Genomic DNA, 22089 nt, shown 5'->3' with positions numbered 1-22089 from the left:
CGGCCCGCGCGGAGCGTGAGGAGTCAGCCATCAGCCGTGTGAGGCACGGTGCGACGCGCGGGCCCTGGATCGGACGGGGGGGGACGACGAGGTCAGGCCAGCCGTCCCCTTCTGCGGCCTACCAGTCGCTCTTCGACGAGGACGAGGACGAGCCGGCGAACCTGCGGACCAGGTAGATGGCCCCGGCGATCAGGGCCGCCGCGATGAGGACCTTGAACAACAGGCCGATCAGGAAGCCGAGCGCGGTGGCAATCAGTCCGCCGAAGACAACGATCAGGATGACGGGCACCACGACCCAGGTGACCCACCACGGAAGCCCTGTGAATATCCCCTTACCAGCCACTGCTCTGCCCTGCTTTCTGTCTGTCGCGCTGTCGCTGTGTGCACCGCGCTATCTGTCCGTTGCGTTGTCCGCCTGCTGCGCCGTATGTCGCGCCGAGGGTTCGTTTCGCGTGCTGCGTGTCGGCCGCTGCCCGCTTCCGTTCCCTTCCACCACGATGCTAGGACGCGGACCGCTGCCGTGGGGGCCGCGCAGCCCCCACCCTCCCCTGACCCTTCCCCTACGGGTCCCGGGGCCCGTCCCTTAGCTCTCAGGAGGAGAGAAGACCACCATCACCCGGAGGTCCTCGCTGATGTGGTGGAACTTGTGGGGCACCCCGGCCGGTACATAGACCACGCTGCCGCGCGCCACCGACTCCGTCTCCGTCCCGACGGTGATCGCCGCGCGGCCGCTGACCACGAGATACACCTCGTCCTGGGCGTGCGGCTGCTGCGGGTCGGTACTGCCCGCGTCCAGCGCATACAGCCCGACCGACATGTTGCGTTCCCGGATGAACTGCAGATATGCACCGTCGTTCGCGGCCCGCTCCGCTTCCAGCTCATCCAGTCGGAAAGCTTTCATGCCGTTCGCACCCCTCGATAGTTCAGAATCGTCTGCGACGATCTCACCATGAAGCATTTTCTGGTCAAGACGATCGCCAACGCCGCGGCGCTTGCCGTGGCCATCTGGCTGCTCAAGGACATCACGCTCACCGGTGAGAACACCGGCCGCAAAATACTCACCCTGATCCTGGTCGCGTTGATCTTCGGGCTGGTCAATTTCATCGTCAAGCCCGTGGTGAAGCTGCTCTCCTTCCCCCTCTTCATCCTCACCCTCGGCTTGATCACGCTGGTCGTGAATGCCCTGATGCTGTTGCTCACCTCCTGGCTCGCCGGCAAGGCAGACCTCGCCTTCCATGTGGGCGGCTTCTGGACGGCACTGCTCGGCGGCGTGATCATCTCCATCGTGGCCTGGGCGATGCACGTGATCCTTCCCGACGAGGACTGACCTTTGAACGCCCCGTTCCGTATCTGCTTCGTGTGTACCGGCAACATCTGCCGGTCGCCGATGGCGGAGTCCGTCTTCCGCGCCCACCTCGCGGAGGACGGACTCGACGGCCTGGTCGAGGTCGACAGCGCCGGCACCGGCGGCTGGCACGAGGGCGACGGAGCCGACCCGCGCACAGTCGCCGTACTGCGCGCGGGCGGCTACGCACACGCCCACACCGCCCGGCAGTTCCGTGCCTCGTGGTTCGACCGACTCGACCTGGTCATCGCGCTCGACTCCGGCCATCTGCGCGCGCTGCGCAGCCTGGCCCCCACCGAACAGGACGCCGCCAAGGTCCGCCTGCTGCGCTCGTACGCCAAGGGTGGAGCGGCGGACGCCGGCCCGGGGGAGTTCCCCGGACTCCTCTCCGACTCCGGCCTCACGGGTGACCTGGACGTACCCGATCCGTACTACGGCGGCTTCGCCGGCTTCGAGGAGTGCCTGGAGATGATCGAGACCGCGAGCGAGGGCCTGCTGGCAGCGGTCCGTACCGCGCTCACGGCCCGCGCCATGATCCCGGCCCGCGCACCGGGACACGACGCCCCCCGCGCCCCGCGGGACCCGCACAGGTCGCGCACCAAGGAGCGCGCATGACGGGCGACGGCACCCGCGTCGTACGGGCCGGGCTTCCGGAGCCCGAGGCATACGAGCCGACGCTCCCCGGGCCGGTGTTCGCGGCCCACTACCACCTCCCCGGCGATGCCGTCGGCCCGTACACGTACGGCCGCGACGCCAACCCGACCTGGACCCGTCTGGAACAGGCCATCGGCGAGCTCGAATCGCCGGAGGAAACCGCTCATACCGTCGCCTTCGCTTCCGGCATGGCGGCCATCACCGCTGTCCTCTTCTCGCAACTGCGCACCGGCGACGCCGTGGTGCTCCCCAGCGACGGCTACCAGTTGCTGCCGGCCGTCCGGACCCGTCTGGAGAGCTACGGCATCGAGGTCCGTACGGCGCCGACCGCACATGATGCACAGCTCGATGCCCTGGATGGCGCCCGGCTGCTGTGGATCGAGTCACCCTCCAACCCCGGCCTCGACCTCTGCGATATCCAGCGGCTGTCCGACGAAGCCCACCGTCGCGGCGCCCTGGTCGCCGTCGACAACACCCTCGCCACCCCACTCGGCCAGCGGCCGCTCGAACTCGGCGCGGACTTCTCGGTGGCCAGCGGCACCAAGGCGCTGACCGGCCATGGTGATGTCCTGCTGGGGTACGCCAGCACCCGGGATGCCGCGCTGGCCGATGCCGTACGGCTGTGGCGCAAGACCGTGGGCGCGATCCCCGGCCCCATGGAGAGCTGGCTCGCACATCGCTCGCTCGCCACGCTCGCGCTGCGCGTCCGCCAGCAGTCGGCGGGCGCTCTGGCGCTGGCCGCCGCGCTGGCCGACCGACCCGAGGTCACCGGCCTGCGCCACCCCGGGCTGCCGTCCGACCCGTCCCACGCGCTCGCCGCCCGGCAGATGCGCCCAGGCCGCTTCGGCTCCGTGGTGTCCTTCACACTGCCCGACAAGGCCTGCGCGGAGCGGTTCCTGGCCGCGCTGACCTTGGTGGACGACGCGACGAGCTTCGGCGGCGTGCGGTCCAGCGCCGAGCGCCGGGCCCGTTGGGGCGGTGACGCGGTGCCGGAAGGCTTCATCCGCTTCTCCGTCGGCATCGAGGAGCCGGAGGATCTGATCGCGGATGTCACGCGGGCACTGGACGTGGCCACGCAGAACTGATCCCACCGACCGGGATGAACTACACAAACGGCATGAACTGCACACGGCAGAGCGGCTCGAACAAACCGAGTGAGCCTTACGCCCCGCGCCCCTGAAGCGACAGGAGAAGGCCGGCAGGGTATCCCCCCTCGTCACCCTGCCGGCCTGCGGTTCCACGTGGCTCGAGCCCACGCGTTTCACGTGAAACCAAATGTTCCACGTGAAACCACCGCTCGAACAAGGCTAGTTGACTGTGCGTCAGTGTCCAATCACGCTAGCGACACAGCCCTATCGACAAATTTATAGTTGGCCCGCGACCAGGCTTCCGAGGGGCGCAGGAGGTACGCGATGGATCTGGCTCTGCTGCGCACCTTCGTCACCGTGCACCGAGCCGGCTCCTTCACTCGCGCCGCGGCCTTACTCGGCCTCTCCCAGCCCGCGGTGACCAGCCAGATCCGGGCGCTGGAACGCCAGTTGGGCCGTCCGCTCTTCCTCCGTTGCGCCCGCGGCGTCACCCCTACCACCATCGGCGATGAACTCGCGCACAAGGTGGCGCCGCATCTGGACGCCCTCACCGAGATCACCGAGGCCGGCCTGGACCGGGACTCCGTCACCCGCACGCTGCATCTCGCCGGGCCCCCAGAGTTCCTCGCCGAGCGCGCGCTCCCCGCGCTGACCCCGCTGATCGCCCAGGGCCTGTCCATACGCACCGCCTTCGGCTCCGCGGAGGAGCTGCTGACCGGCCTGTCCTCCGGCCATCACGATCTGACGGTCACCACGGCCCGGCCCCGCGGCGGACTGCTCACCGCCACCCCGCTGTGCGACGAGGAGCATGTACTGATCGCCGCACCGCGATGGGCGGGCCAGCTGGGAGGGCCTGCCGTACTGCAGGCCGGGGGCGTGCGGGTGCTGGATCCCGTACCGCTCGTCGAGGTCCACGAAAGCCTGCCGCTGGTCTCCCGCTACTGGTCCGCGGTCTTCGACGCCAAGCCCGCTGCCTCCGCCGCCGTGATCGCTGCCGACCTCCGGGCGGTGCTGTCCTGCGTGACGGCCGGTGCGGGGATCGCCGTACTGCCCCGCTATCTGTGCGCCGAGGCGCTGGACAGCGGCGAGGTCGTCGCCCTGCTCGACCCGCCGGTACCTCCGCTAAGGACCTACTTCCTGGCCGTACGGAACGGGACTCTCGGGCTGCCGCATATCTCACGGGCACATGAATGGCTGCTGCGGGCCGCGATCGCCTGGTGAGCGAGCACCGGGTTTCACCAGGCCTCGACTGCGGCACATGTCCCCTATGAACGTACGGCCAGTCGTCAAACGCACCGCCCGCGCGATTCTGCTCGACGGCGCGGACCTCGTTCTCATCAAGCGCACCAAGCCGGGCCGGGCACCGTACTGGATCACCCCGGGCGGCGGTGTCGAGCCCGAGGACGCCACGGTCATCGACGCCCTCCACCGTGAGCTGGACGAAGAGCTGGGCGCGAAGATCAAGGACGTGGTGCCGGTCTTCGTCGACACCGTCGAGCACTTCAGCGACGGCGGGGTGGACGGCGTGAAGGTACAGCACTTCTTCGTCTGCCGGCTCGACTCCATGGACCTCTCCCGCCGGCACGGCCCCGAGGTCGACGAGCCCTGCGGGGACTACGAGATCGTGCGGGTGCCCTTCACCCGCGTCGGCATCGCCTCCGTCGAGGTCGTGCCGCTGTCGCTACGGCACTACCTGGACGGCAATATCGAGGGCGTACGGGCGATGCACGCCCCCGACCTGGGCTGACAAACACCGTGGCACGGCCGGCGCCGGCTCAGGCGTCGCGCCGGCTCAGGCGTCGCGCCGGCTCAGGCGTCGCGCCGGCTCAGGCGTCGCGTCAGCCGAACCATCCGCGGAAGGCTGGGTCGTCCTCCACGGGCCCGCGGGGCCGTGCCCGGGCGAGCACCCGCTCGACCCGGTCGAGGAACTCCGCATTCAGCTCCTCGACGACATCCTCCCGGCCGGCCCCGGCTCCGGCCGCCGGACCGGCCTGTGCGGCACGTGACGTGGCGGCGGACACCCGTCCGCTGCCGGGCGCCGGAGCCGCGTCCTGATGCGCCGCGTCCTCGATGTCCTCGTGCAGTCCGCCACGGAGGTGTTCGTTCCGGTGCGCCGCGCGCTGGAAGGGCGGCCGCTCACCCGCCTCGGCCGCCGCGCCGAAGAAGTCCCCGCCCTTGCGCTTGACGTCGTCGGTGCCCCAGGCCCGCGCCCCGCGCTGCTGCGCCGGAACCTTCTGCAGATGCGGGATGTGCTTGGCGCAGTGGATGTACGCCTCTTCGACCTCGACCGTGACCCACAGCTGGGCGCGCCGCCCGGGGATCGGGTCGACCGGGAGACCCTCGTGGTGCGCCCGCATCTCGTCGTCCATGACGACCCGTGCGCGTCCGTTGATGTGCAGCCCGATGCGGTCACGCGTGAAGTCGATCATCAAGATGCCCAGGCGCGGGTTCTCCGACATGTTGCCGATGGACGCCATGACACCGTTGCCACGGTATTCCGGGTACGCCAGCGTCCGGGCGTCGAGCACCTGGACGAAACCGGGCGGCCCGGCCCGGAACGTCGAGTCGCATTCGCCGTGCCGGTCGGCCGTGGCCAGGAAGAACATCTCCTGCCGGGCCACGAACTCCTGCATACGGACATTGAGATGGTCCAGGACCTGGTCCCCGTAGAAACGGTCTGCGCGCTCGGTGGTACCCAGCCTCTGCTGCACCAAGTGCTCGCCGTCGCTCCCGGGGCGTTCCTGCTGCGCCATGCCCCACCTCTCCCCTGTTGGACCGTATTCGCGCTGCGCTGCCAAGACTTCAGTCTGCTGCTGCGACCAGCTCTTCCACGGAGTCGTGCCGTATGCGGTCGGCCGGGACGCCGACCCCCACCAAAGCGTCCACACCGCTGCGGATCAACCCCGGCGGTCCGGAAAGATATGCGTCGTATTCCCGGTACGGCCCGTATTGCCGTACTGCGTCCGGAAGTTGTCCGGTTTCGCTGCTCGTCCCACCACGGGCCGCGGGTCCGGTAGCGACGACCGGTCTCACAGAGAGCCAGGGATGGGCCTGTTCCAGATTCAGCATGGTGTCGAGGTCGTAGAGGTCATGGTCGCTGCGCGCGCCGTAGAACACCTCCACGGGGCGGCGGATGCCGTGTTCCGCGACATCCTCGACCAAGGCCTTCAGGGGCGCGATGCCGGTGCCGCCGCCGACGCACAGCAGACCGCTGCGGGTGGTGTGGTCGACGGTCATCGAGCCTCCGGGCGCACCGAGCCGGATGACGTCGCCGGGACGGGCGCGGTGGACCATGGCGTTGGAGACCCAGCCGGCCGGCACCGCCTTGACGTGGAACGAGAGCAGGCCGTCGGAGCGCGGCGCGGAGGCAAAGGAGTAGTGCCGCCAGACCCGCGGCCACCAGGGGGTTTCCACGCTGGTGTACTGGCCCGCGAGGAACGGGTAGGGCTGGTCCGGGCGGACCGTCACCACCGCGATGTCGGGGGTGCGCAGCTCGTGCGAGACGACCTCGGCCTGCCACCACGCGGGAGCCACGGCCTCGTTCGCGGCCGCCGCATCGATCATGATCTGCGAGATCGCGGTGTAGGCGCGCACCCACGCGGCCTCGGTCTCCGGCCCCCAGCTGGACGTCGCATAGCGCCCGAGCGAGGTGAGCAGGCATTCGCCGACCGCCGGGTAGTGGTCGGGCAGGGTGCCGTATTTGCGGTGACCGCGGCCGAGATTCGAAAGATAGGCAGTGAGCACCTCGCCGTTGTCGACATGCTGGGCGGCGGTGAGCAATGCCTTGAAGAGCCGGTCGCGCTGGGTGTCCATCGAGGCGGGAAACAGCGCCCGCAGATCGGGGTACTGGACGAAGAGCAGCGCATAGAAGTACGAGGTGACCTTGTCGGCCACGGGCTCGATCTCCGCCATGGTGCGACGGATGAGTACCGCGTCGGGAGAGGCGGGTGTGGCCGGGGAGGCCGAGGCCCGCAGTGCGTCGAGCGAGGCCTCGGGGGTGGGAGCGGCGGGAGCGGCGGGACGCGCCTTGGGGGCGAGGACAGAGGCAGCGGGGGCCGCGTTCTGACTGGCCGGTGCCTGGGTGGGCGGTGCTTGGGCGGCCAGTGTCCGGACAGCCGGTTCCTGGACGGGCGGTGCCTGGGGGGCCGGGGTCCGGACAGGCGGTTCCTGGACGGGCGCGGCGCCGGTGGGGGCGCTTTTCGCGGGCGTCTGCGCCTGCGTGGCGCGCGCCGATTCGTGTACGGGCTCGGGCTCCGGCTCCGGGGCGGATACCCGTTCCCAGACCGGCCAGCTGCCCTGGAACGGATCGGGGGCCGCGGTGGGCGTGGGCTCGGCCTCGTGGCGCGGCGCCGGGTAGGCGGAGGCGGCGTACCCGGGGGCCGCGGCGGACTGCCCGGGATGGGCAGTTGCGGAGGGGTGCTCGGTGGAGGAGGGGGCGGCGTGCTGCCGGGCCGCCTCTGCGGGCCGCGGCTGCGCGGCCTGCGGCGGCTCCGTCTCGCGCTCGCGCTCGGCCGCGGTGCCTACCGGCCGGATCGGATTGACCGGACGACTGGGTATGTGCTCCCGGTCGTTCGGCTCCGCTCTTTCCTGCCGCTCATGGCGATCTCTGTAGTCGCCGCGGTCGTGGGGTGCACTCCGCTCGTCGGTTTCGGCGCGGCCGTCCTGGCCCTGTTGCCGGTCCTGGCTGCTTTGCCGCTCCTGCGGTTCTCCGGAGGACTTCTTCGCCGACGGAGTGAACCAACCCCAATCTCCACTGTTCCCGCCGGAAGAGCCGTTATCGGCCGACGTGGTGGTCGGAGCGTCCATGGTCTGCCTCGCCTCGAACGTCTTTCGGTTGTCTTCGCACTTCCATGATCGGAACTGCCCGGAATTCCCCCGCCCTGCCCCGGAATTGTTAATCGACTCAAGCGATCCCGGCAACATCCTCCAAAGCGGACAAATCTCACGTCCTCGCGACAATGCGGAGCAGATGCCGCGTCAGCAGCATGCCACCCCTGCTCACCCACCGGACAAATTGCCGGAAGCCTGGGTATCGAGGGCCACTTCGCCGCTAGGCTGACGAGCTTTACCCGGCCTTCGTGCACTCGCGGAAGCCTTGACTCCGCCAAGCCGGAGTCGACCATACCGGCAGCGGTTGAATCCACAAGACCTGATCTTGAAGCACGCCGCGCGACCCTGTGATATCGGTGATCCTTCCCACAGAGCGCACTTTCAGCGGATACAGCCGGTGATTCCGTCGACGAAGTCAGAATTACCGGCCAGTAGGGATCAGTTCGTACGGATCAGTTCGTATGCCTCACGCAGATCACGGCCCACGTACGCATATGAGGCCAGGTCACTGACATGGTGATCCGCATTCACGGCAACGGACTGCGGAACCGCCGCGAACAGTTCGGTGTCCGACATGGAGTCGCCATATGCGACACAGTCGGCCCTGGTCAACCCGTACTGCACACAGAGTTCATCCGCGATCCGCACCTTCGCCGCCGACGAGAGGATGCCGGCCGGGTCCACGGCCTGTCGGATGGGCACCGCGGGCCAGCGCGAGCCGTGCGTCGTGTCGGCGCCCCAGGCCAGCAGCCGTTCGACGAAGAAGGCCGGCGACAGGGAGATCACCGCGCAGCGTTCGCCGCGCGCCCGGATGTCCGCCCAGACCTCCTGGATTCCGGTCAGCCAGGGTGCGCCCTCGAAGGCCGCGGCCAGCTGAAGTTCGGTGAGCTCGGCGGCCCACAGTTCACATGCCCGCTGTGCGAACTGCACGGGCGTCAGCTCACCCGTGGAAAATCCCCGTTCCAGCTCGGCGATCTCCCGCTCCAGCCCGAGCCGTCGGGAGATCTCGACGGCGGCCGCGGACCCGTAGAGCAGGGTCCCGTCCATGTCGAACAGATGCAGCTTGCTCATGCCCCGGAGCCTAAAGGGGCTGTCCGGCGGAAAGCGCGGAGGGAACCGGGGACGGCTACGACCGGCTGCTACGACCGGCCGCGTACGGTCCAGGAACGGGCGGCCGCCGGCACCGTACGCCGGACATACTCAAGCCCGCGTAGGCGCGGATACTCCCGCGGGCAGATGTAGCGCAGGGCGCGGAACACCACCGTGGACGGTATGCAGCAGCTCAGCCGCCCGGCCCGCCGGGCCGTTCTCGTCCTTCATGTCGCCGTCTCCGTCAGCTGGCTCGGCCTCACCCTGGGGCTGCTCGCGCTCGGTCTCACCGGCTACACCACCGGCTCGTCCGATATGGCGACGGCCGCCTACCGGGCGATGAAAGTCTTCGGTGACTGGCTGGTCCTCCCCATCGCGTTGATGTCGCTGGTCAGCGGGCTGGTGCTGTCGCTGGGCACGCCCTGGGGGCTGGCCAGGCACCGCTGGGTCGTCATCAAGTTCTGGCTGACGCTCCTCACCCTGCTGCTGTCGGTCTTCGCACTCCGGCCCGGCATCAACCACCTCGCCGCCGCGGCCGCGGCTGGCGCCCCGGCAGCCGACATCCAGCTCGTCATCGCGCCGGCTGTCGCCACGGCCACCTACTTCTTCCTCACCGCGATCTCCGTCCTCAAGCCCTGGGGGCCGACCAAGCGCGGCAGCCGACTGGGCGCAGCGCAGTCGGCCGGAGCCCGCGCCCGCCGGGCGCGAAGGAGCAGTACTGAGGGCGTGGGCGCCCGCTAACAGCGGGGGTCCACCAGCAGAGGAGGTGGCTGTCCTCAGGCGACGCCGCTCTCCGCTATCGCCTCGACGGCGATGCGGTGGTCCTGCTCAGGGGAGCCGCCGCCGAAGCCGAGCGCGCCGATCAGCCGGCCGTCACGGTGGAGCGGCACACCGCCGGCGAGGAAGAGCAGCGGCCGGTCCAGCGCCGTCGGCAGTGTGTGGAGGAGCCCTTCGGGCCGTACGAGGTCGACGAGGTCAGCGGTCGGCGTGTCCAACTGCAGTGCGGTGTACGCCTTGCGGGTGCTGGTCTCCCCGGAGATCAGCACGGCTGCGTCGTCGCGCCGGAAGCCGAGCAGATGACCGCCCGCGTCCAGAACGGTGACACTGCCGCGCACCCCGAGGCCCTCGGCGGCTCGGGCGGCGGATTCGATGAGGCCATCGGCTTCGCGGGTGGTGAGGGGACGGACGCTGGGGGTGGCAGCGGCGGGGGTGGTGGTGCTCATGAGGGGAGTTCCTCGAGGGATGTAGTGGTGGGGCAGTTGGTGCTCGTAAGCGCCGGTAAGGCACTGCCGGCCAGGCTGTTGGACAGGGTGATGCGGTACGGACCCGGCAAAGTCAGCTGTCCGTCGCGGGCACGGGCTCGTCGGCGACCACGGCGGATCCGCCGGCGGCCACCACCTGGCCGCGGCCCTTCTGGCGCCGCTCCAGGGCGGTGGCGAATATCGCCACCCCGAGCGCCGCAGCGGTCATCAGCGCACCGACCCAGTTGGGCGCGGTGTAGCCGAGGCCGGCTGAGATGACGAGCCCGCCGAGCCAGGCGGCCAACGCATTGCCGAAGTTGAAGGCCGCGATATTGCCGGCCGAGGCGAGGGTGGGGGCCGAGGCCGCCTGGTCCATCACCCGCTTCTGCAGCGGGGGCACGGTGGCGAAGCCGAAGATTCCGATCAGCGCGAGGGTGATGATTGCGGCGATCTTGCTGTGCGCGGTGAAGGTGAACGCGGCCAGCGAGAGCGCCAGACCGGTCATCGACACAAACAGCATCGGCATCATGGCGCGGTCCGTGAAGCGACCGGAGACCAGGTTTCCGCCGACCATGCCGAGGCCGAAGACGGCCGTCAGCCAGATCACGGAGGACGGTGCAAAGCCGGTGACCTCGGTCATCATCGAGGCGAGGTAGGTGACGGCCGCGAAGACACCGCCGAACCCCAGGATCGTCATCAGCATCGCCAGGCCGACCTGCGGGTTGCGGAACACGGCGAGTTCGCTGCCTATGGGGGAGGCCGCCTTCGCCCGCTGTGCCGGGATCAGCTTGACGATGCCCAGCAGCCCGATCACGCCGATCGTGGTGATGGCGTAGAACGTGGTGCGCCAGTCGAAGTGCTGGCTGAGCAGGGTGCCGACCGGTACACCCACGACGTTGGCGACGGTCAGGCCGCTGAACATCAGCGAGATGGCGGTGGCGCGCTTCTGGGGCGCGACGAGGTCGGCCGCCACGAGCGCACCGATGCCGAAGAACGCGCCGTGCGTGAAGGCGGCGACGATCCGCCCGGCGAGCAGGATCCCGAAGGTGGGCGCGACGGCGGTGAGCAGATTGCCCGCGATGAACAGGCCCATCAGCAGCATCAGCATCTGCTTGCGGGTGAAGCGCGTGCCGAGAGCCGTCATCAGCGGCGCACCGACGACCACGCCGAGGGCGTAGAGCGTGGTCGCGTATCCGGCGAGCGGGATGGAGATACCGAAGCCGGCCGCCATGTCGGGCAGCAGACCCATGACCGCGAACTCGGTCGTTCCGATCCCAAAGGCACCGATGGCCAGAGCCAGGAGTGCGAGAGGCATGACGGATCCCTCCGAATGATTGCGTCCATCCTTTACAAGCGTCCACAATAATTGCAGACGCCGATTAATTGCAAGCGCGGGATATTGCAGATGCCCTATCCTGGCTCGTACGACCCATGAGGAGGTCTTCGATGCCGCAGGAGACGCGCGAGAAGCAGGAGACGCAGGAGATGGCAGCCGCCGAGCCCGCCTGCCCGCCGGCGGCCACTCCCGCACTGGCACAGAGCTGGTGCGCGCTCTCCGCGCTGCACGGCCGTATAGAGACACACATCGAGCGCGCACTGCAGGCCCAACACGACCTCAGCGTCCGAGAGTTCTCGGTCCTCAACGTGCTCAGTGAGCAGCACGACGGGCCGGGCGGCCATCTGCGGATGCACCAGGTCGCGGAATCCGTCGTCCTGAGCCAGAGCGCCACCACCCGCCTGGTGACCCGGCTCGAGGAGCGTGGCCTGCTCTCGCGCTTCCTGTGCCCCGACGACCGACGCGGCATCTATACCGACGTCACGCCCGATGGCCTCGCACTCCTCGTGGAGGCTCGGCCCACCCATGACGGGGCCCTGCGCGAGGCCCTCCAGGACGCCGCGCGGCGCCCCGAACTGGCACCACTCGTCACCGCCGTCGAAACGCTCGCTCCGCCTGAGTGAGGCCCACGGGCCGGGGTCCGGCGGCAGCTCGCACGGTGGCGCCGCCTACCCGCCGCCCCTGAGGCGCCTCGGCATAGGGTCGCGCCCATGAGCGATATCGAGATACGCCGCGCGACCGAAGCCGACCTCCCCGCCATCGTGGCGATGCTCGCCGACGACCCGCTGGGAGCCGCCCGTGAGGCGCCGGACGACCTGGCTCCGTACCGTGCCGCGTTCGAAGCGCTGACCGCCGACCCGCAGCAGCACCTGGTCGTGGCGGTCCGCGAGGGGCGGACGATCGGCACGCTCCAGCTCACCGTCATTCCCGGCCTGTCCCGGCGCGGCGCCACCCGCTCGATCATCGAGGGCGTGCGGATCCACCGCGACGAGCGCGGCAGCGGCCTCGGTACCGAGCTGATCGAGTGGGCGGTCGCGGAATCCCGCACGCTCGGCTGCCAGATGGTGCAGCTCACCTCGGACGCGACCCGGATCGATGCGCACCGCTTCTATGAGCGCCTCGGGTTCGAGGCCTCCCACCTGGGATTCAAGCTCACGCTCTGAGCCGGCACGACGACCGGCGGCTCGCGGCCGGGCATGATCACCGCTGTCGGGTGCGCTCTCGCGCCCGGTGGGCCTTCTGCCGACAGGCGCCACCGCAGTAGCGCGCCGGCCGGCCCGCGCGCGCCGTCGCGAGCGCCGCTCCGCACACCTCACACCGCGACCCGTTACGTTTTGCAGGATCTGTCGCCAGTTTCGTTACGGCTCGCTCCGGCCGCAGCGCCTCGCACATCAGCTCCGTCATCCGGCCCTGCACCCCGTCATCCGTGTCGGCACCCGCCCGGGCCCGCTCCATCGAAAGACAGCCCACCAGCAGCGCCCGGATGTCCGCTATCCCGACGTCCTGCCGCACGGCGCCTGCCTCTTGGGCCCTGCCGAGCAAGACCTCCAGCGCATCATCGAAGTCCTTCCCGACCCCGGGCGACGGCTCGAAGCGGCCCGTGCCGGCCGCCTCCAGTGCGTCGCACAACGCCTTGTTCCGTGCGGCGAGCCGTACGACCGACGCCAGAAAGCGAAAGAAGACAGGTCCGGGGTCGGTGACATCGGCCAAGTCCCGTGCGGTGTCGGTGAAGAGTTCGATCCGGTCCACGATGGTCGCCCTGAACAGGGCTTCCTTGGAAGAAAAATGCCGGTAGACGGTGCCCGCGCCGACCCCCGCACGACGTGCGATCTCCCCGAGCGGAACCCCCAACCCCTGTTCCTCGAAGGCGAATCGGGCCGCCTGGAGCACCAGTGCCCGGTTGCGCCGCGCATCCGCACGCGAGGGCGGGACGCCGCCGTCCGACATCGCTCGGCCTCCTGAGAATCATCGACCTCCGGGTCGAGAGATCCACCCATACAAACGGGTCGCTCGTTCCGATTCTAGAGGAGGGTTTCAGTAAGATCGTTAATGACCTGGCCGCCGCGTTGGCGGATCGGCCGGGCGGACCGTCCGGGCGGTGGGGTCGTGCGCCAACGGCGGGCGGTCCGCCCGCCCGCGCGCGTGCCCCGCGCACACGGCGTCTTCAGCGTCCAGCCTGCCTCCGGTACCCGGGGCGCGCCACCGGACTACTCCGGACGGGACGCGGCCGCGCTTCCCTCGATGCGGCCGGCTCCCCGGGCGTACGGAACCTCGTCTCCCCCGTCAGCCCACAGAGCCCAACTCCGGTACCGCAAAAGGAACTTGGCTGGCACCGGCTCATCGATCAGGGCATGTCGGAGCCGCGACATTCGCCGCCAGACTCACCGCGTCGTACCGCCGTTTCACGTGAAACGACACCGCACCCAGACATGGACGTGGGGTCGTGTTTCACGTGAAACACGACCCCACGTCGACAACTCGCCCGCCATCCGGGCGCCGACCAGCGTCAGCCAGCGACCACCGAGTCCCACGCCGCGCCCGCGGCCAGGGCCGCCGCCTCAGCATCCACCGGCACGTCCAGCGCACGTAGCCCACCTGCCAGCGCCATCAGCGAGGCCGTGACCACGGTCCGGTCGGCGGCGCGGCCATAGTGGTTCACCCGGATCATCTCCTTGGCCAGTGCGCCCGCCGCGGCCTGCACCGGCACAGTGGCATCCGCCGCGAGCGCTGCGGCCACCACCTCCCGGGCGTCCACTCCCTCGGGCGCACGGAGCGTCGTGGCGGCCGGCGCCGCGTCCTCATCGTGTACGACGTATGGAGCGAGCCCTCCCAAGGCCTGGATACCGGCCCGGGTCGCCGCGGACGCCGCCCGGTGCCGCGTGATGACCGCGGCCAGGCCCTCGACTTCGACACGGTCCGCCGCCTGCTCCAGCGCGAGCATCTCCAGCTGTGCCGGAGCGTGCGGCAGTGCGGTGCGTCCGCCGTCGATCCAGCGCTCCTTCCAGTCCAGCAGCGAGAGGTACGAGCGCCGCGGGGCCTGCTCGTTGGCGGCGATCCGCTCCCACGCCCGGGCGCTGACCGATACCGCCGAAACCCCGGCGGGCCCGGCCAACGCCTTCTGCCCACCGATCACACAGAGATCCACGCCCCACTCGTCGGTGAGCAGCGGCTCGGCGCCCACCGAGGCGACCGCGTCCAGCATCAGCAGCGCGCCGTGCTCCCGCACCACCGCGCCGATCTCGGCGACGGGGTTGGTGTTGCCGGTGGCCGCCTCGGCGTGCACCAGGCTCACAAAGTCGATCTCGGGGTGCTGCCGCAGGGCATCAGCCACCTGCTGCGGGTCGGCCGCACCCGTGAACGGCGCAGTGAGGGTGACGACGCCGGCACCGCATGAGCGCAGCCAGCCGCCGAAGGTCTCGCCGTACGGCCCGGTGATGATGTTGAGCGCGGTGCTGCCGGGGCGGACGGCCGAGCGGATACAGGCCTCCAGCGGCAGCAGCGCCTCGCCCTGCATCGCCACGACATCGCAGCGGGTGTGCAGCAGAGCGGCGACCTTGTCCTCGATCCGCGCGAAGTGGGCCGCGGTGAGCGGCGGCAGATCGAGCAGGACCGGGGCGGAGGGGTTCGCGGTCGGGTCAGACACGGCAGTCACAGGGCCTTCCAGCGGTGGCGAGCCGACGCGGCGCGGCTCCTGACATCTGCTTCGACTGTACGGCCGGCCCCCACGCCCTCGGGTACGGGCCTCACACCCGCCAGCCCTCCGGATCCACCCCACCGGGCACCGGCTCTGACGGCTCGTACGGCCCGCGGGTGAACACGAAGGTTCCGAGGTTCAGATGGCTGACCGAACCGTCCTCGTCCCGCATCACGCGCAGCGTCTCGCCCGCGTAGTAACCGTCCAGCCCCGTCCATGTGCCGTCCTCCTCCGGCCGGAATTGCGAGGACCGCCCCACCCCGGACAGCGGCGCGAGCTCCAGCCCGCGCTCGTCCCGCAGCCGCAGGACGTGGGGGGTAGCGCCCCAGTACCAGGGCCCGGTCAACGCCAGCAGCTCCCGGTCCAGCGGCCCGGGCAGCGGGTGCCAGGGCTCGGGAATCCGTGGCTCGTGCTCGGTCACGATGGCAGTGAGGTCGGCAGCGATGGCGGAGACCACCGGGCCCGAGGTGCAGTTGGTGAGCACGACTCCGGCAACGTCCTCGTCGACGTCGGTCCACAGCGCCGCCAAATATCCGGGCATCGAGCCGAGGTGCCCGGCCAGCAGCCGCCCGTCCCGCCGTACGAGCTGAACGCCCAGCCCGTAGGCCGCGTCCCAAGCACTCTCCTCCGGTGGCACGGCCGGCATCCGCATCTCGGCCAGACTCGCCGCGCACAGCACTCGGCCGTCGCCCCGCAGCAGGAACGCCGCCCATCGGCACAGGTCCGCAAGCGTCGACCACAACTGCCCTGCCGGGCCCATCAGTCCGGTGTCCTCGGCCGGCTCCGGCAGCAGCGCATCGGCCCACGGATGCACCGCCCAGCCGCCGGCGAACGGCGGCTGTGGACGCAGCGTCGTACGGCTCATGCCGAGCGGTTCCAGCACCTCGCGGCGCAGTACCTCGTACCAGGGGGTGTCGCCCCGCAACCGTTCGACCAGCATCCCGAGCAGCGCATAGCCAGGGTTGGAGTAATGGTGCCGGCGGCCGGCAGCCAGCCGCTGCGGCCGCTCGCCGAAGAGGTCGGCCGGCGCGGGCCGCAGCCCACCGTCGGTCCGCTCCCACCACGGGCCCCGTGCCTCGGCCGTCAGCCCCGCACTGTGCGCGAGCAGCTGCGCAATCGTCGCGTCCGGCACCGGGGTCCCGTCCAGATGCCTGCCGAGCGGGTCCTCCAGCCGCAGCAGCCCCTCGTCCCGCAGCCTCAACACCAGCACGGCGACAAAGGTCTTGGTGAGTGAACCGATCCGGTACTGCACCGCGCCGTGTGGTGCCTCCCCGTCCACCGCACCCCGGGCTCCCGTCCACACCGCCCGCCCGTCGCGGACGACCGCACCCACCATCGAGGGCGCCCGGCCCTCCGACTGCCCCACCGCGAGCCGGCGCAGCAACGCCCTACGTGTCTGCGGCAACAGCTCCGCGAACTCGTCAGGCGCGGTAACCGCCCCCGGCCCGTTCGTCCCGGGCTCATGGGACTGCCTGGACTGTGCGATGGTCATGGCGCTCCTCCACAGCGGATCCGATTCGGCCGCGCCCATCCTCGCCGTATCACCGCAGCGCTGCCGACCCGATCACCGTGCCCAGCTCCGCCTGCTCGTCCTCCGGCAGCCGGCGCGCCGCATGCACCATGTGCAGCGCGGTACGCAGGCGTGCCCGGTCCTCGTCCGTGCCGAGATGGCCGAGACAGGCCGGGAGCGCCAGCGCCAGCGCCAGGAGGTCGCCCCGCGCACACCACCGCGACACCAAATCCCGCAGCCGCCCGTCGACCGCCTCATCCAGGAGGAGCCGCGAGGCGTCCCCGCCGGGGGCCGGTCCGGGCACCGCGTAGGCCGTATCCCGCAGGCCTTCCACGATCGCGAACCGGTTCCAGTCGCCGTACTGCCCCCCGGGAGCCTCGGCGACCCGCTCGGCGGCCCGCACGAAGTACGCATGTGCCGCCGCAGGCCGGCGCTCCCCCGTCGGCCGAGCCCGGGCCGTCCTCCTCGCGCCGGCGCCGGTCAGCGCACCTCTGCGCCGCGCATGACGGCATGAGGCACGCGATGCCGCCGGTCCGGACAGCTCAGGTCTGCGCCATGTCGACAAACCGCGAGTAGTGGCCCTGGAACGCCACCGTGATCGTGGCGGTGGGGCCGTTACGGTGCTTGGCCACGATCAGGTCGGCCTCGCCGGCGCGCGGGGATTCCTTCTCGTAGGCGTCTTCGCGGTGCAGCAGGATGACCATGTCGGCGTCCTGCTCGATCGAACCGGATTCACGCAGGTCGGAGACCATCGGCTTCTTGTCCGTGCGCTGCTCCGGACCACGGTTCAGCTGGGAGAGCGCGATGACCGGGAGCTCCAGCTCCTTCGCCAGCAGCTTGAGGTTTCGGGACATGTCCGAGACCTCCTGCTGGCGGCTCTCGGCGCGCTTCGAGCCACCGGACTGCATCAGCTGCAGATAGTCGATGACCACCAGCTTCAGCTCGTTGCGCTGCTTGAGCCGGCGGCACTTCGCCCGGATCTCCATCATCGAGAGGTTCGGCGAATCGTCGATGTACAACGGCGCGGCGGAGACATCCGGCATCCGGCGCGCCAGCCGCGTCCAGTCCTCGTCGGTCATGCTGCCGGAGCGCATGTGGTGCAGCGCGACCCGCGCCTCGGCGGACAGCAGACGCATCGCGATCTCGTTGCGCCCCATTTCCAGCGAGAAGATCACGCTCGGCAGATTGCTCTTGATCGAGCAGGCTCGCGCGAAGTCCAGCGCCAGGGTCGACTTACCCATGGCGGGACGGGCCGCGATCACGATCATCTGGCCGGGGTGCAGGCCGTTGGTGAGGGAGTCCAGATCGGTGAAGCCCGTCGGCACGCCCGTCATCTGGCCCTGGCGTGAACCGATCGCCTCGATCTCGTCGAGGGCGCCCTCCATGATGTCGCCGAGCGGAAGGTAGTCCTCGCTGGTCCGCTGCTCGGTGACGGCGTAGATCTCCGCCTGGGCGCTGTTGACGATCTCGTCGACATCGCCGTCCGCGGCATATCCCATCTGCGTGATGCGGGTGCCGGCCTCGACCAGCCGGCGCAGCACCGCACGCTCATGGACGATCTCGGCGTAGTACTCGGCGTTCGCCGCGGTCGGTACGGACTGGACGAGGGTGTGCAGATACGAAGCGCCGCCGACCCGCGCGATCTCGCCGCGCTTGGTCAGCTCCGCGGCGATGGTGATCGGGTCGGCCGGCTCGCCCTTGGCGTACAGATCCAGGATCGCCTGGAAGACCAGCTCATGGGCGGGACGGTAGAAGTCCTCGCCCTTCAGGACCTCGACGACATCCGCGATGGCGTCCTTGGACAGCAGCATGCCGCCGAGCACGGACTGCTCGGCGTCCAGATCCTGCGGAGGCACCCGCTCGAAGCCGCCGGACCAGGAGCCGCCGCTGTCGTCGTCACGCTCCTGCCGGTCGCCGCGCCCCCGGCCCTTGCCCTCGCCCCGCCGGGAGCGGGCGGCCGGCAGCAGGTCGCTGGGACCGGAGTCCGCCCAAGGGTCTTCCATGGGCTCGGGAATGCTCACCCCGGCACCTCCTCCCGTCCGCGGCGCGGACCTTGCTGTGCGGTTCTTTCTTACGGCACAGCTCTGACAATCGAGACGCCCGACTCCGGTTACGGCGCGTCGAGTTCGGACGTGGTCTGAAGCCAGAACAGGCGGCGGGTGCCGGACCACGGTAGGCCCGTGGGCACCGTCCGCCAATCTGGTTATCCACAGGCCATGTGGATGACTGGCCTACAGCTGTGGAGAAGTCCCCGGATCCTGTGCACGGCACGGGGGAAACTTCTGTGGACAAGCACACAATCACCTCGCCCTCACCCGTCTGACCTGCACCTTTCTCATCCATAGGCTGTGGGGGAGAAAAACTTTCCCCGGGTGTTCAAGATCGCGACAAACGGCACACGGATGACACCTACACGCAGCGGTAAGTAAGGACTGCAAATGGTTTGCATCTCTTACCTGTGGAAGATTAGATTGTGCGGATGACACAGGCTCCCGCGACAACGCGGCGCACCGACCGCCGCCATGACCGCGAGATCATCGCCCTTGCCCTGCCTGCCTTCGGCTCACTGGTCGCGGAACCGCTCTTCGTCATGGCCGACAGCGCCGTCATCGGCCACCTCGGCACTCCCCAACTCGCCGGCCTCGGTATCGCCGCCGCCCTGCTGACCACCGCCGTCTCCGTCTTCGTCTTCCTCGCCTACGCCACCACCGCGGCGGTCGCCCGCAGGGTCGGCGCCGGCGACCTCCCCGCCGCCATCCGCCAGGGCATGGACGGCATCTGGCTCGCGCTGCTGCTCGGCGCCGCCGTCATCGCAACCGTGCTGCCCACCGCCCCGTGGCTCGTCGAAGCCTTCGGCGCCTCCGGCACCGCCGCCCCGTACGCCACCACCTACCTGCGCATCAGCGCGCTGGGCATCCCCACGATGCTCGTCGTGCTGGCCGCCACCGGAGTGCTCCGCGGCCTCCAGGACACCAGGACCCCGCTCTACGTCGCCATCGGCGGCTTCTCCGTGAACGCCGCGCTCAACGTCGGCCTGGTCTACGGTGCCGGTCTCGGTATCGCGGGCTCCGCCTGGGGCACGGTCATCGCCCAGTGCGGCATGGCAGCCGTCTACCTCGCCGTGGTCGTCCGCGGCGCCCGACGGCACGGCGCCTCGCTGCGCCCCGATGCCGCGGGGATCCGCGCCTCGGCCCAGGCCGGGGTCCCGCTGCTGGTGCGTACGCTCTCGCTGCGCGCCGTGCTGATGATCGCCACCGCCGTCGCCGCCCGGCTCGGCGACGCCGAGGTCGCAGCCCACCAGATCGTGCTCACGCTGTGGTCCCTGCTGGCCTTCGCGCTGGACGCGATCGCCATCGCCGGGCAGGCCATCATAGGCCGCTACCTCGGCGCGGGGGACCGCGACGGCGCCAAGGCAGCCTGCCGCAGGATGGTCCAGTGGGGCATCGCCGCGGGCCTGGTCCTCGGGGTGCTGGTCGCGCTCGCCCGCCCGCTGTTCATCCCCCTGTTCACCTCCGACCCCGCCGTGGAAGGGCCGCTGCTGGCGACACTCCTGGTCGTGGCCGTGACCCAGCCGGTCTCCGGCATCGTCTTCATCCTCGACGGCGTGCTGATGGGCGCGGGGGACGGCCCGTATCTCGCCTGGGCCATGGTCGTGACACTGGCGCTGTTCGCGCCGGCCGCGCTCGCCGTGCCGGCCCTCGGCGGCGGACTGGTCGCGCTGTGGGGGGCAATGGCGCTGATGATGGCCGTGCGACTGCTGACCCTGTGGCTGCGCACCCGCTCCGGTCGGTGGATTGTGACCGGGGCCTCCCGCTGAACCACCTCCCGTCACACGCAGCGCATGTCAATAATGACCCTGTGCGCTCGCTTGCCAGGAAGTCCGTGCTGCCCTTGACGTCTGTCGTCATGCTGGCTGCTGCCGTGGTGGGCTACGCCACGGAGCAAACCGACATCAGCAGTGGCAGTAGCCTCGGCCGCAGCGGATTCGGCAAGTCCGGCGAGTCCAGCCAGGACCCGCAGGACCAGGATCCCAAGGCGACGGCCCCGGCCGATGACGGCAATGCGTACACCCCGCGCAGAACCGAGGAGAACGCGCGGGTCGGCGCGGTCTTCGAGAAGGACGACTCCGGCGACCACTTCTGCACCGCGAGCGTGGTGCAGAGCCCGGGCCGGAACATGCTCATCACCGCGGCGCACTGTGCCTACGACATCGACGCCGGCAGCACGGTCGACGATCTGGTCTTCGCCCCCGACTACCGCGACGGTGACGAGCCCACGGGCCTGTGGAAGGTCAAGAAGGTCATCGTGGACGATCGCTGGGCCAAGTCGCAGGACGAGGATCTCGACGTCGCCTTCCTCGTGCTCGACAAGAAGAGCGGGAAGCAGATCCAGGACGTCCTGGGCGGCAACACCCTCGGCATAGACCGTGGTTTCGACAACGACGTCAAGATCACCGGCTACCCCACCAGCCGCAACACGCCGATCTCCTGCCAGAACCGCACCACGAAGTTCAGCGACACCCAACTGCGTATCCAGTGCACCGACTTCGAGGGCGGTACGAGCGGCAGCCCCTGGCTGGCCGACTACGACCCCAAGAGCCACACCGGCACGGTCATCGGTGTCCTGGGCGGCCACGAAGGCGGCGGTGACGAAGACGATGTCTCCTACGCCGCGTACTTCGACGACGACATCGCCAAGCTCTACAAGCACGCGCAGGACGAGGACTGAGAACGGGCCTCGCGCCCGCCGCACGACGAGGCCGAGCCGGCGAGCGGCCCCGGACACGGCGAAGGGCCGCACCCCGGTGACGGGATGCGGCCCTTCGGCGCGGTACTGCGATTACGCGGCGACGACCTCGACGCCGAGCTTCGCGACGACCTCGGCGTGCAGACGCACGGAGATCTGGTGCGCGCCCAGGGTCTTGATCGGCGAACCGAGCTCGACACGACGCTTGTCGACGTCCGGACCACCGGCAGCCTTGATCGCCGAGGCGACGTCGGCCGGGGTGACGGAGCCGAACAGACGACCCGCGTCGCCGGCACGCACGGCCAGCTTCACGTTGACGCCCTCGAGCCGGCCCTTGACCTCGTTGGCCTGCTCGATCGTGGCGATCTCGCGGATCTTGCGACCGCGACGGATCTGCTCGACGTCCTTCTCGCCACCCTTGGTCCAGCGGATCGCGAAACCACGCGGAACCAGGTAGTTGCGGGCGTACCCGTCCTTGACGTCAACGACGTCGCCGGCGGTGCCGAGGCCGGAGACCTCGTGGGTGAGGATGATCTTCATGATTCGGTCACCCTTC

23 protein-coding genes are annotated in these 22089 nt (G+C 69.9%); 10 read left to right on the top strand and 13 right to left on the bottom strand.

Annotated elements, in window-relative coordinates; all coding sequences use genetic code 11:
• Positions 1-118: 118 nt before the first annotated feature.
• Together BKA18_RS18760 and BKA18_RS18755 are read right to left on the bottom strand one after the other, a co-directional pair.
• Positions 119-343 (bottom strand): DUF5326 family protein, encoded by a 225-nt coding sequence (locus BKA18_RS18760; RefSeq protein ID WP_040898840.1) that lies wholly within the window; start codon positions 341-343, stop codon positions 119-121.
• 240 nt (positions 344-583) lie between these two features.
• Positions 584-901 carry a cupin domain-containing protein gene (locus BKA18_RS18755; protein ID WP_366043914.1) on the bottom strand — a complete coding sequence of 106 codons (318 nt, stop codon included), beginning with the start codon at positions 899-901 and terminating at the stop codon, positions 584-586.
• Between the two features lie 48 nt (positions 902-949).
• Here BKA18_RS18755 and BKA18_RS18750 point away from each other — a divergent pair, with 48 nt between their 5' ends.
• The 5 genes from BKA18_RS18750 to BKA18_RS18730 all read left to right on the top strand — a co-directional run bounded on the left by BKA18_RS18750 (position 950) and on the right by BKA18_RS18730 (position 4834).
• Entirely contained in the window at positions 950-1327 is a 378-nt protein-coding gene (locus BKA18_RS18750; RefSeq protein ID WP_006604375.1) for a phage holin family protein, read from the top strand.
• A gap of 3 nt (positions 1328-1330) precedes the next feature.
• Positions 1331-1960, top strand: coding sequence for a low molecular weight protein-tyrosine-phosphatase (locus BKA18_RS18745; protein WP_366043913.1), 630 nt, complete (start codon positions 1331-1333; stop codon positions 1958-1960).
• Positions 1957-3084: a cystathionine gamma-lyase gene (locus BKA18_RS18740; RefSeq protein ID WP_366043912.1), complete on the top strand. Its 1128-nt coding sequence runs from the start codon at positions 1957-1959 to the stop codon at positions 3082-3084. Before BKA18_RS18745 ends, BKA18_RS18740 begins: the two co-directional genes overlap by 4 nt.
• A gap of 327 nt (positions 3085-3411) precedes the next feature.
• Positions 3412-4308 (top strand): LysR family transcriptional regulator, encoded by an 897-nt coding sequence (locus BKA18_RS18735; protein WP_366043911.1) that lies wholly within the window; start codon positions 3412-3414, stop codon positions 4306-4308.
• 46 nt (positions 4309-4354) lie between these two features.
• Positions 4355-4834: an NUDIX domain-containing protein gene (locus BKA18_RS18730; protein ID WP_006604379.1), complete on the top strand. Its 480-nt coding sequence runs from the start codon at positions 4355-4357 to the stop codon at positions 4832-4834.
• A gap of 91 nt (positions 4835-4925) precedes the next feature.
• Here the strand turns inward: BKA18_RS18730 and BKA18_RS18725 are convergent, their stop codons facing one another.
• The 3 genes from BKA18_RS18725 to BKA18_RS18715 form a co-directional block, all read right to left on the bottom strand.
• Positions 4926-5840 carry a pyridoxamine 5'-phosphate oxidase family protein gene (locus BKA18_RS18725; RefSeq protein ID WP_366043910.1) on the bottom strand — a complete coding sequence of 305 codons (915 nt, stop codon included), beginning with the start codon at positions 5838-5840 and terminating at the stop codon, positions 4926-4928.
• A 49-nt stretch (positions 5841-5889) separates the two neighbouring features.
• Positions 5890-7893 (bottom strand): globin domain-containing protein, encoded by a 2004-nt coding sequence (locus BKA18_RS18720; protein ID WP_366043909.1) that lies wholly within the window; start codon positions 7891-7893, stop codon positions 5890-5892.
• 462 nt (positions 7894-8355) lie between these two features.
• Positions 8356-8988 carry an HAD family hydrolase gene (locus BKA18_RS18715; protein WP_366043908.1) on the bottom strand — a complete coding sequence of 211 codons (633 nt, stop codon included), beginning with the start codon at positions 8986-8988 and terminating at the stop codon, positions 8356-8358.
• 201 nt (positions 8989-9189) lie between these two features.
• Between BKA18_RS18715 and BKA18_RS18710 the strand changes: the two genes are divergently transcribed.
• On the top strand, positions 9190-9747 hold the full coding sequence (locus BKA18_RS18710; RefSeq protein ID WP_366043907.1) for a DUF2269 domain-containing protein: 558 nt from the start codon (positions 9190-9192) through the stop codon (positions 9745-9747).
• 35 nt (positions 9748-9782) lie between these two features.
• On the opposite strand, the gene BKA18_RS18705 is transcribed toward BKA18_RS18710, so the two are convergent.
• A complete protein-coding gene (locus BKA18_RS18705; RefSeq protein ID WP_366043906.1) occupies positions 9783-10229 on the bottom strand; it encodes a GlcG/HbpS family heme-binding protein in 447 nt (148 codons plus the stop codon).
• Between the two features lie 112 nt (positions 10230-10341).
• Complete coding sequence (locus BKA18_RS18700; RefSeq protein ID WP_366043905.1) at positions 10342-11562, bottom strand: MFS transporter; 1221 nt, start codon at positions 11560-11562, stop codon at positions 10342-10344.
• A gap of 131 nt (positions 11563-11693) precedes the next feature.
• On the opposite strand from BKA18_RS18700, the gene BKA18_RS18695 reads away from it, so the two are divergent.
• Positions 11694-12206, top strand: coding sequence for a MarR family winged helix-turn-helix transcriptional regulator (locus tag BKA18_RS18695; protein WP_429638349.1), 513 nt, complete (start codon positions 11694-11696; stop codon positions 12204-12206).
• An 87-nt stretch (positions 12207-12293) separates the two neighbouring features.
• On the top strand, positions 12294-12746 hold the full coding sequence (locus BKA18_RS18690; protein WP_366043904.1) for a GNAT family N-acetyltransferase: 453 nt from the start codon (positions 12294-12296) through the stop codon (positions 12744-12746).
• A gap of 37 nt (positions 12747-12783) precedes the next feature.
• Here BKA18_RS18690 and BKA18_RS18685 read toward each other — a convergent pair whose 3' ends face one another.
• From BKA18_RS18685 to dnaB, 5 genes are all read right to left on the bottom strand, one after another.
• Positions 12784-13530, bottom strand: a complete 747-nt coding sequence (locus BKA18_RS18685) for a TetR/AcrR family transcriptional regulator (protein ID WP_366043903.1) — start codon at positions 13528-13530, stop codon at positions 12784-12786.
• A gap of 559 nt (positions 13531-14089) precedes the next feature.
• Positions 14090-15226: a pyridoxal-phosphate-dependent aminotransferase family protein gene (locus tag BKA18_RS18680; RefSeq protein WP_429638348.1), complete on the bottom strand. Its 1137-nt coding sequence runs from the start codon at positions 15224-15226 to the stop codon at positions 14090-14092.
• Between the two features lie 100 nt (positions 15227-15326).
• Positions 15327-16769, bottom strand: coding sequence for a serine hydrolase domain-containing protein (locus tag BKA18_RS18675; RefSeq protein WP_366047901.1), 1443 nt, complete (start codon positions 16767-16769; stop codon positions 15327-15329).
• A gap of 49 nt (positions 16770-16818) precedes the next feature.
• Positions 16819-17190: a hypothetical protein gene (locus BKA18_RS18670; RefSeq protein WP_366047902.1), complete on the bottom strand. Its 372-nt coding sequence runs from the start codon at positions 17188-17190 to the stop codon at positions 16819-16821.
• A 139-nt stretch (positions 17191-17329) separates the two neighbouring features.
• On the bottom strand, positions 17330-18790 hold the full coding sequence (gene dnaB / locus BKA18_RS18665; RefSeq protein WP_040898843.1) for a replicative DNA helicase: 1461 nt from the start codon (positions 18788-18790) through the stop codon (positions 17330-17332).
• A gap of 476 nt (positions 18791-19266) precedes the next feature.
• On the opposite strand from dnaB, the gene BKA18_RS18660 reads away from it, so the two are divergent.
• Positions 19267-20604, top strand: a complete 1338-nt coding sequence (locus BKA18_RS18660) for an MATE family efflux transporter (protein ID WP_366047903.1) — start codon at positions 19267-19269, stop codon at positions 20602-20604.
• A 65-nt stretch (positions 20605-20669) separates the two neighbouring features.
• Complete coding sequence (locus BKA18_RS18655; protein WP_366047964.1) at positions 20670-21515, top strand: trypsin-like serine peptidase; 846 nt, start codon at positions 20670-20672, stop codon at positions 21513-21515.
• A 111-nt stretch (positions 21516-21626) separates the two neighbouring features.
• Here BKA18_RS18655 and rplI read toward each other — a convergent pair whose 3' ends face one another.
• Positions 21627-22073 carry a 50S ribosomal protein L9 gene (gene rplI, locus BKA18_RS18650; RefSeq protein ID WP_030075760.1) on the bottom strand — a complete coding sequence of 149 codons (447 nt, stop codon included), beginning with the start codon at positions 22071-22073 and terminating at the stop codon, positions 21627-21629.
• Positions 22074-22089: the final 16 nt, after the last annotated feature.

It is taken from the genome of Streptomyces auratus, from assembly GCF_050433025.1.
GTDB lineage: Bacteria > Actinomycetota > Actinomycetes > Streptomycetales > Streptomycetaceae > Streptomyces > Streptomyces sioyaensis.
This window is presented reverse-complemented; position numbering and strand designations above follow the sequence as displayed.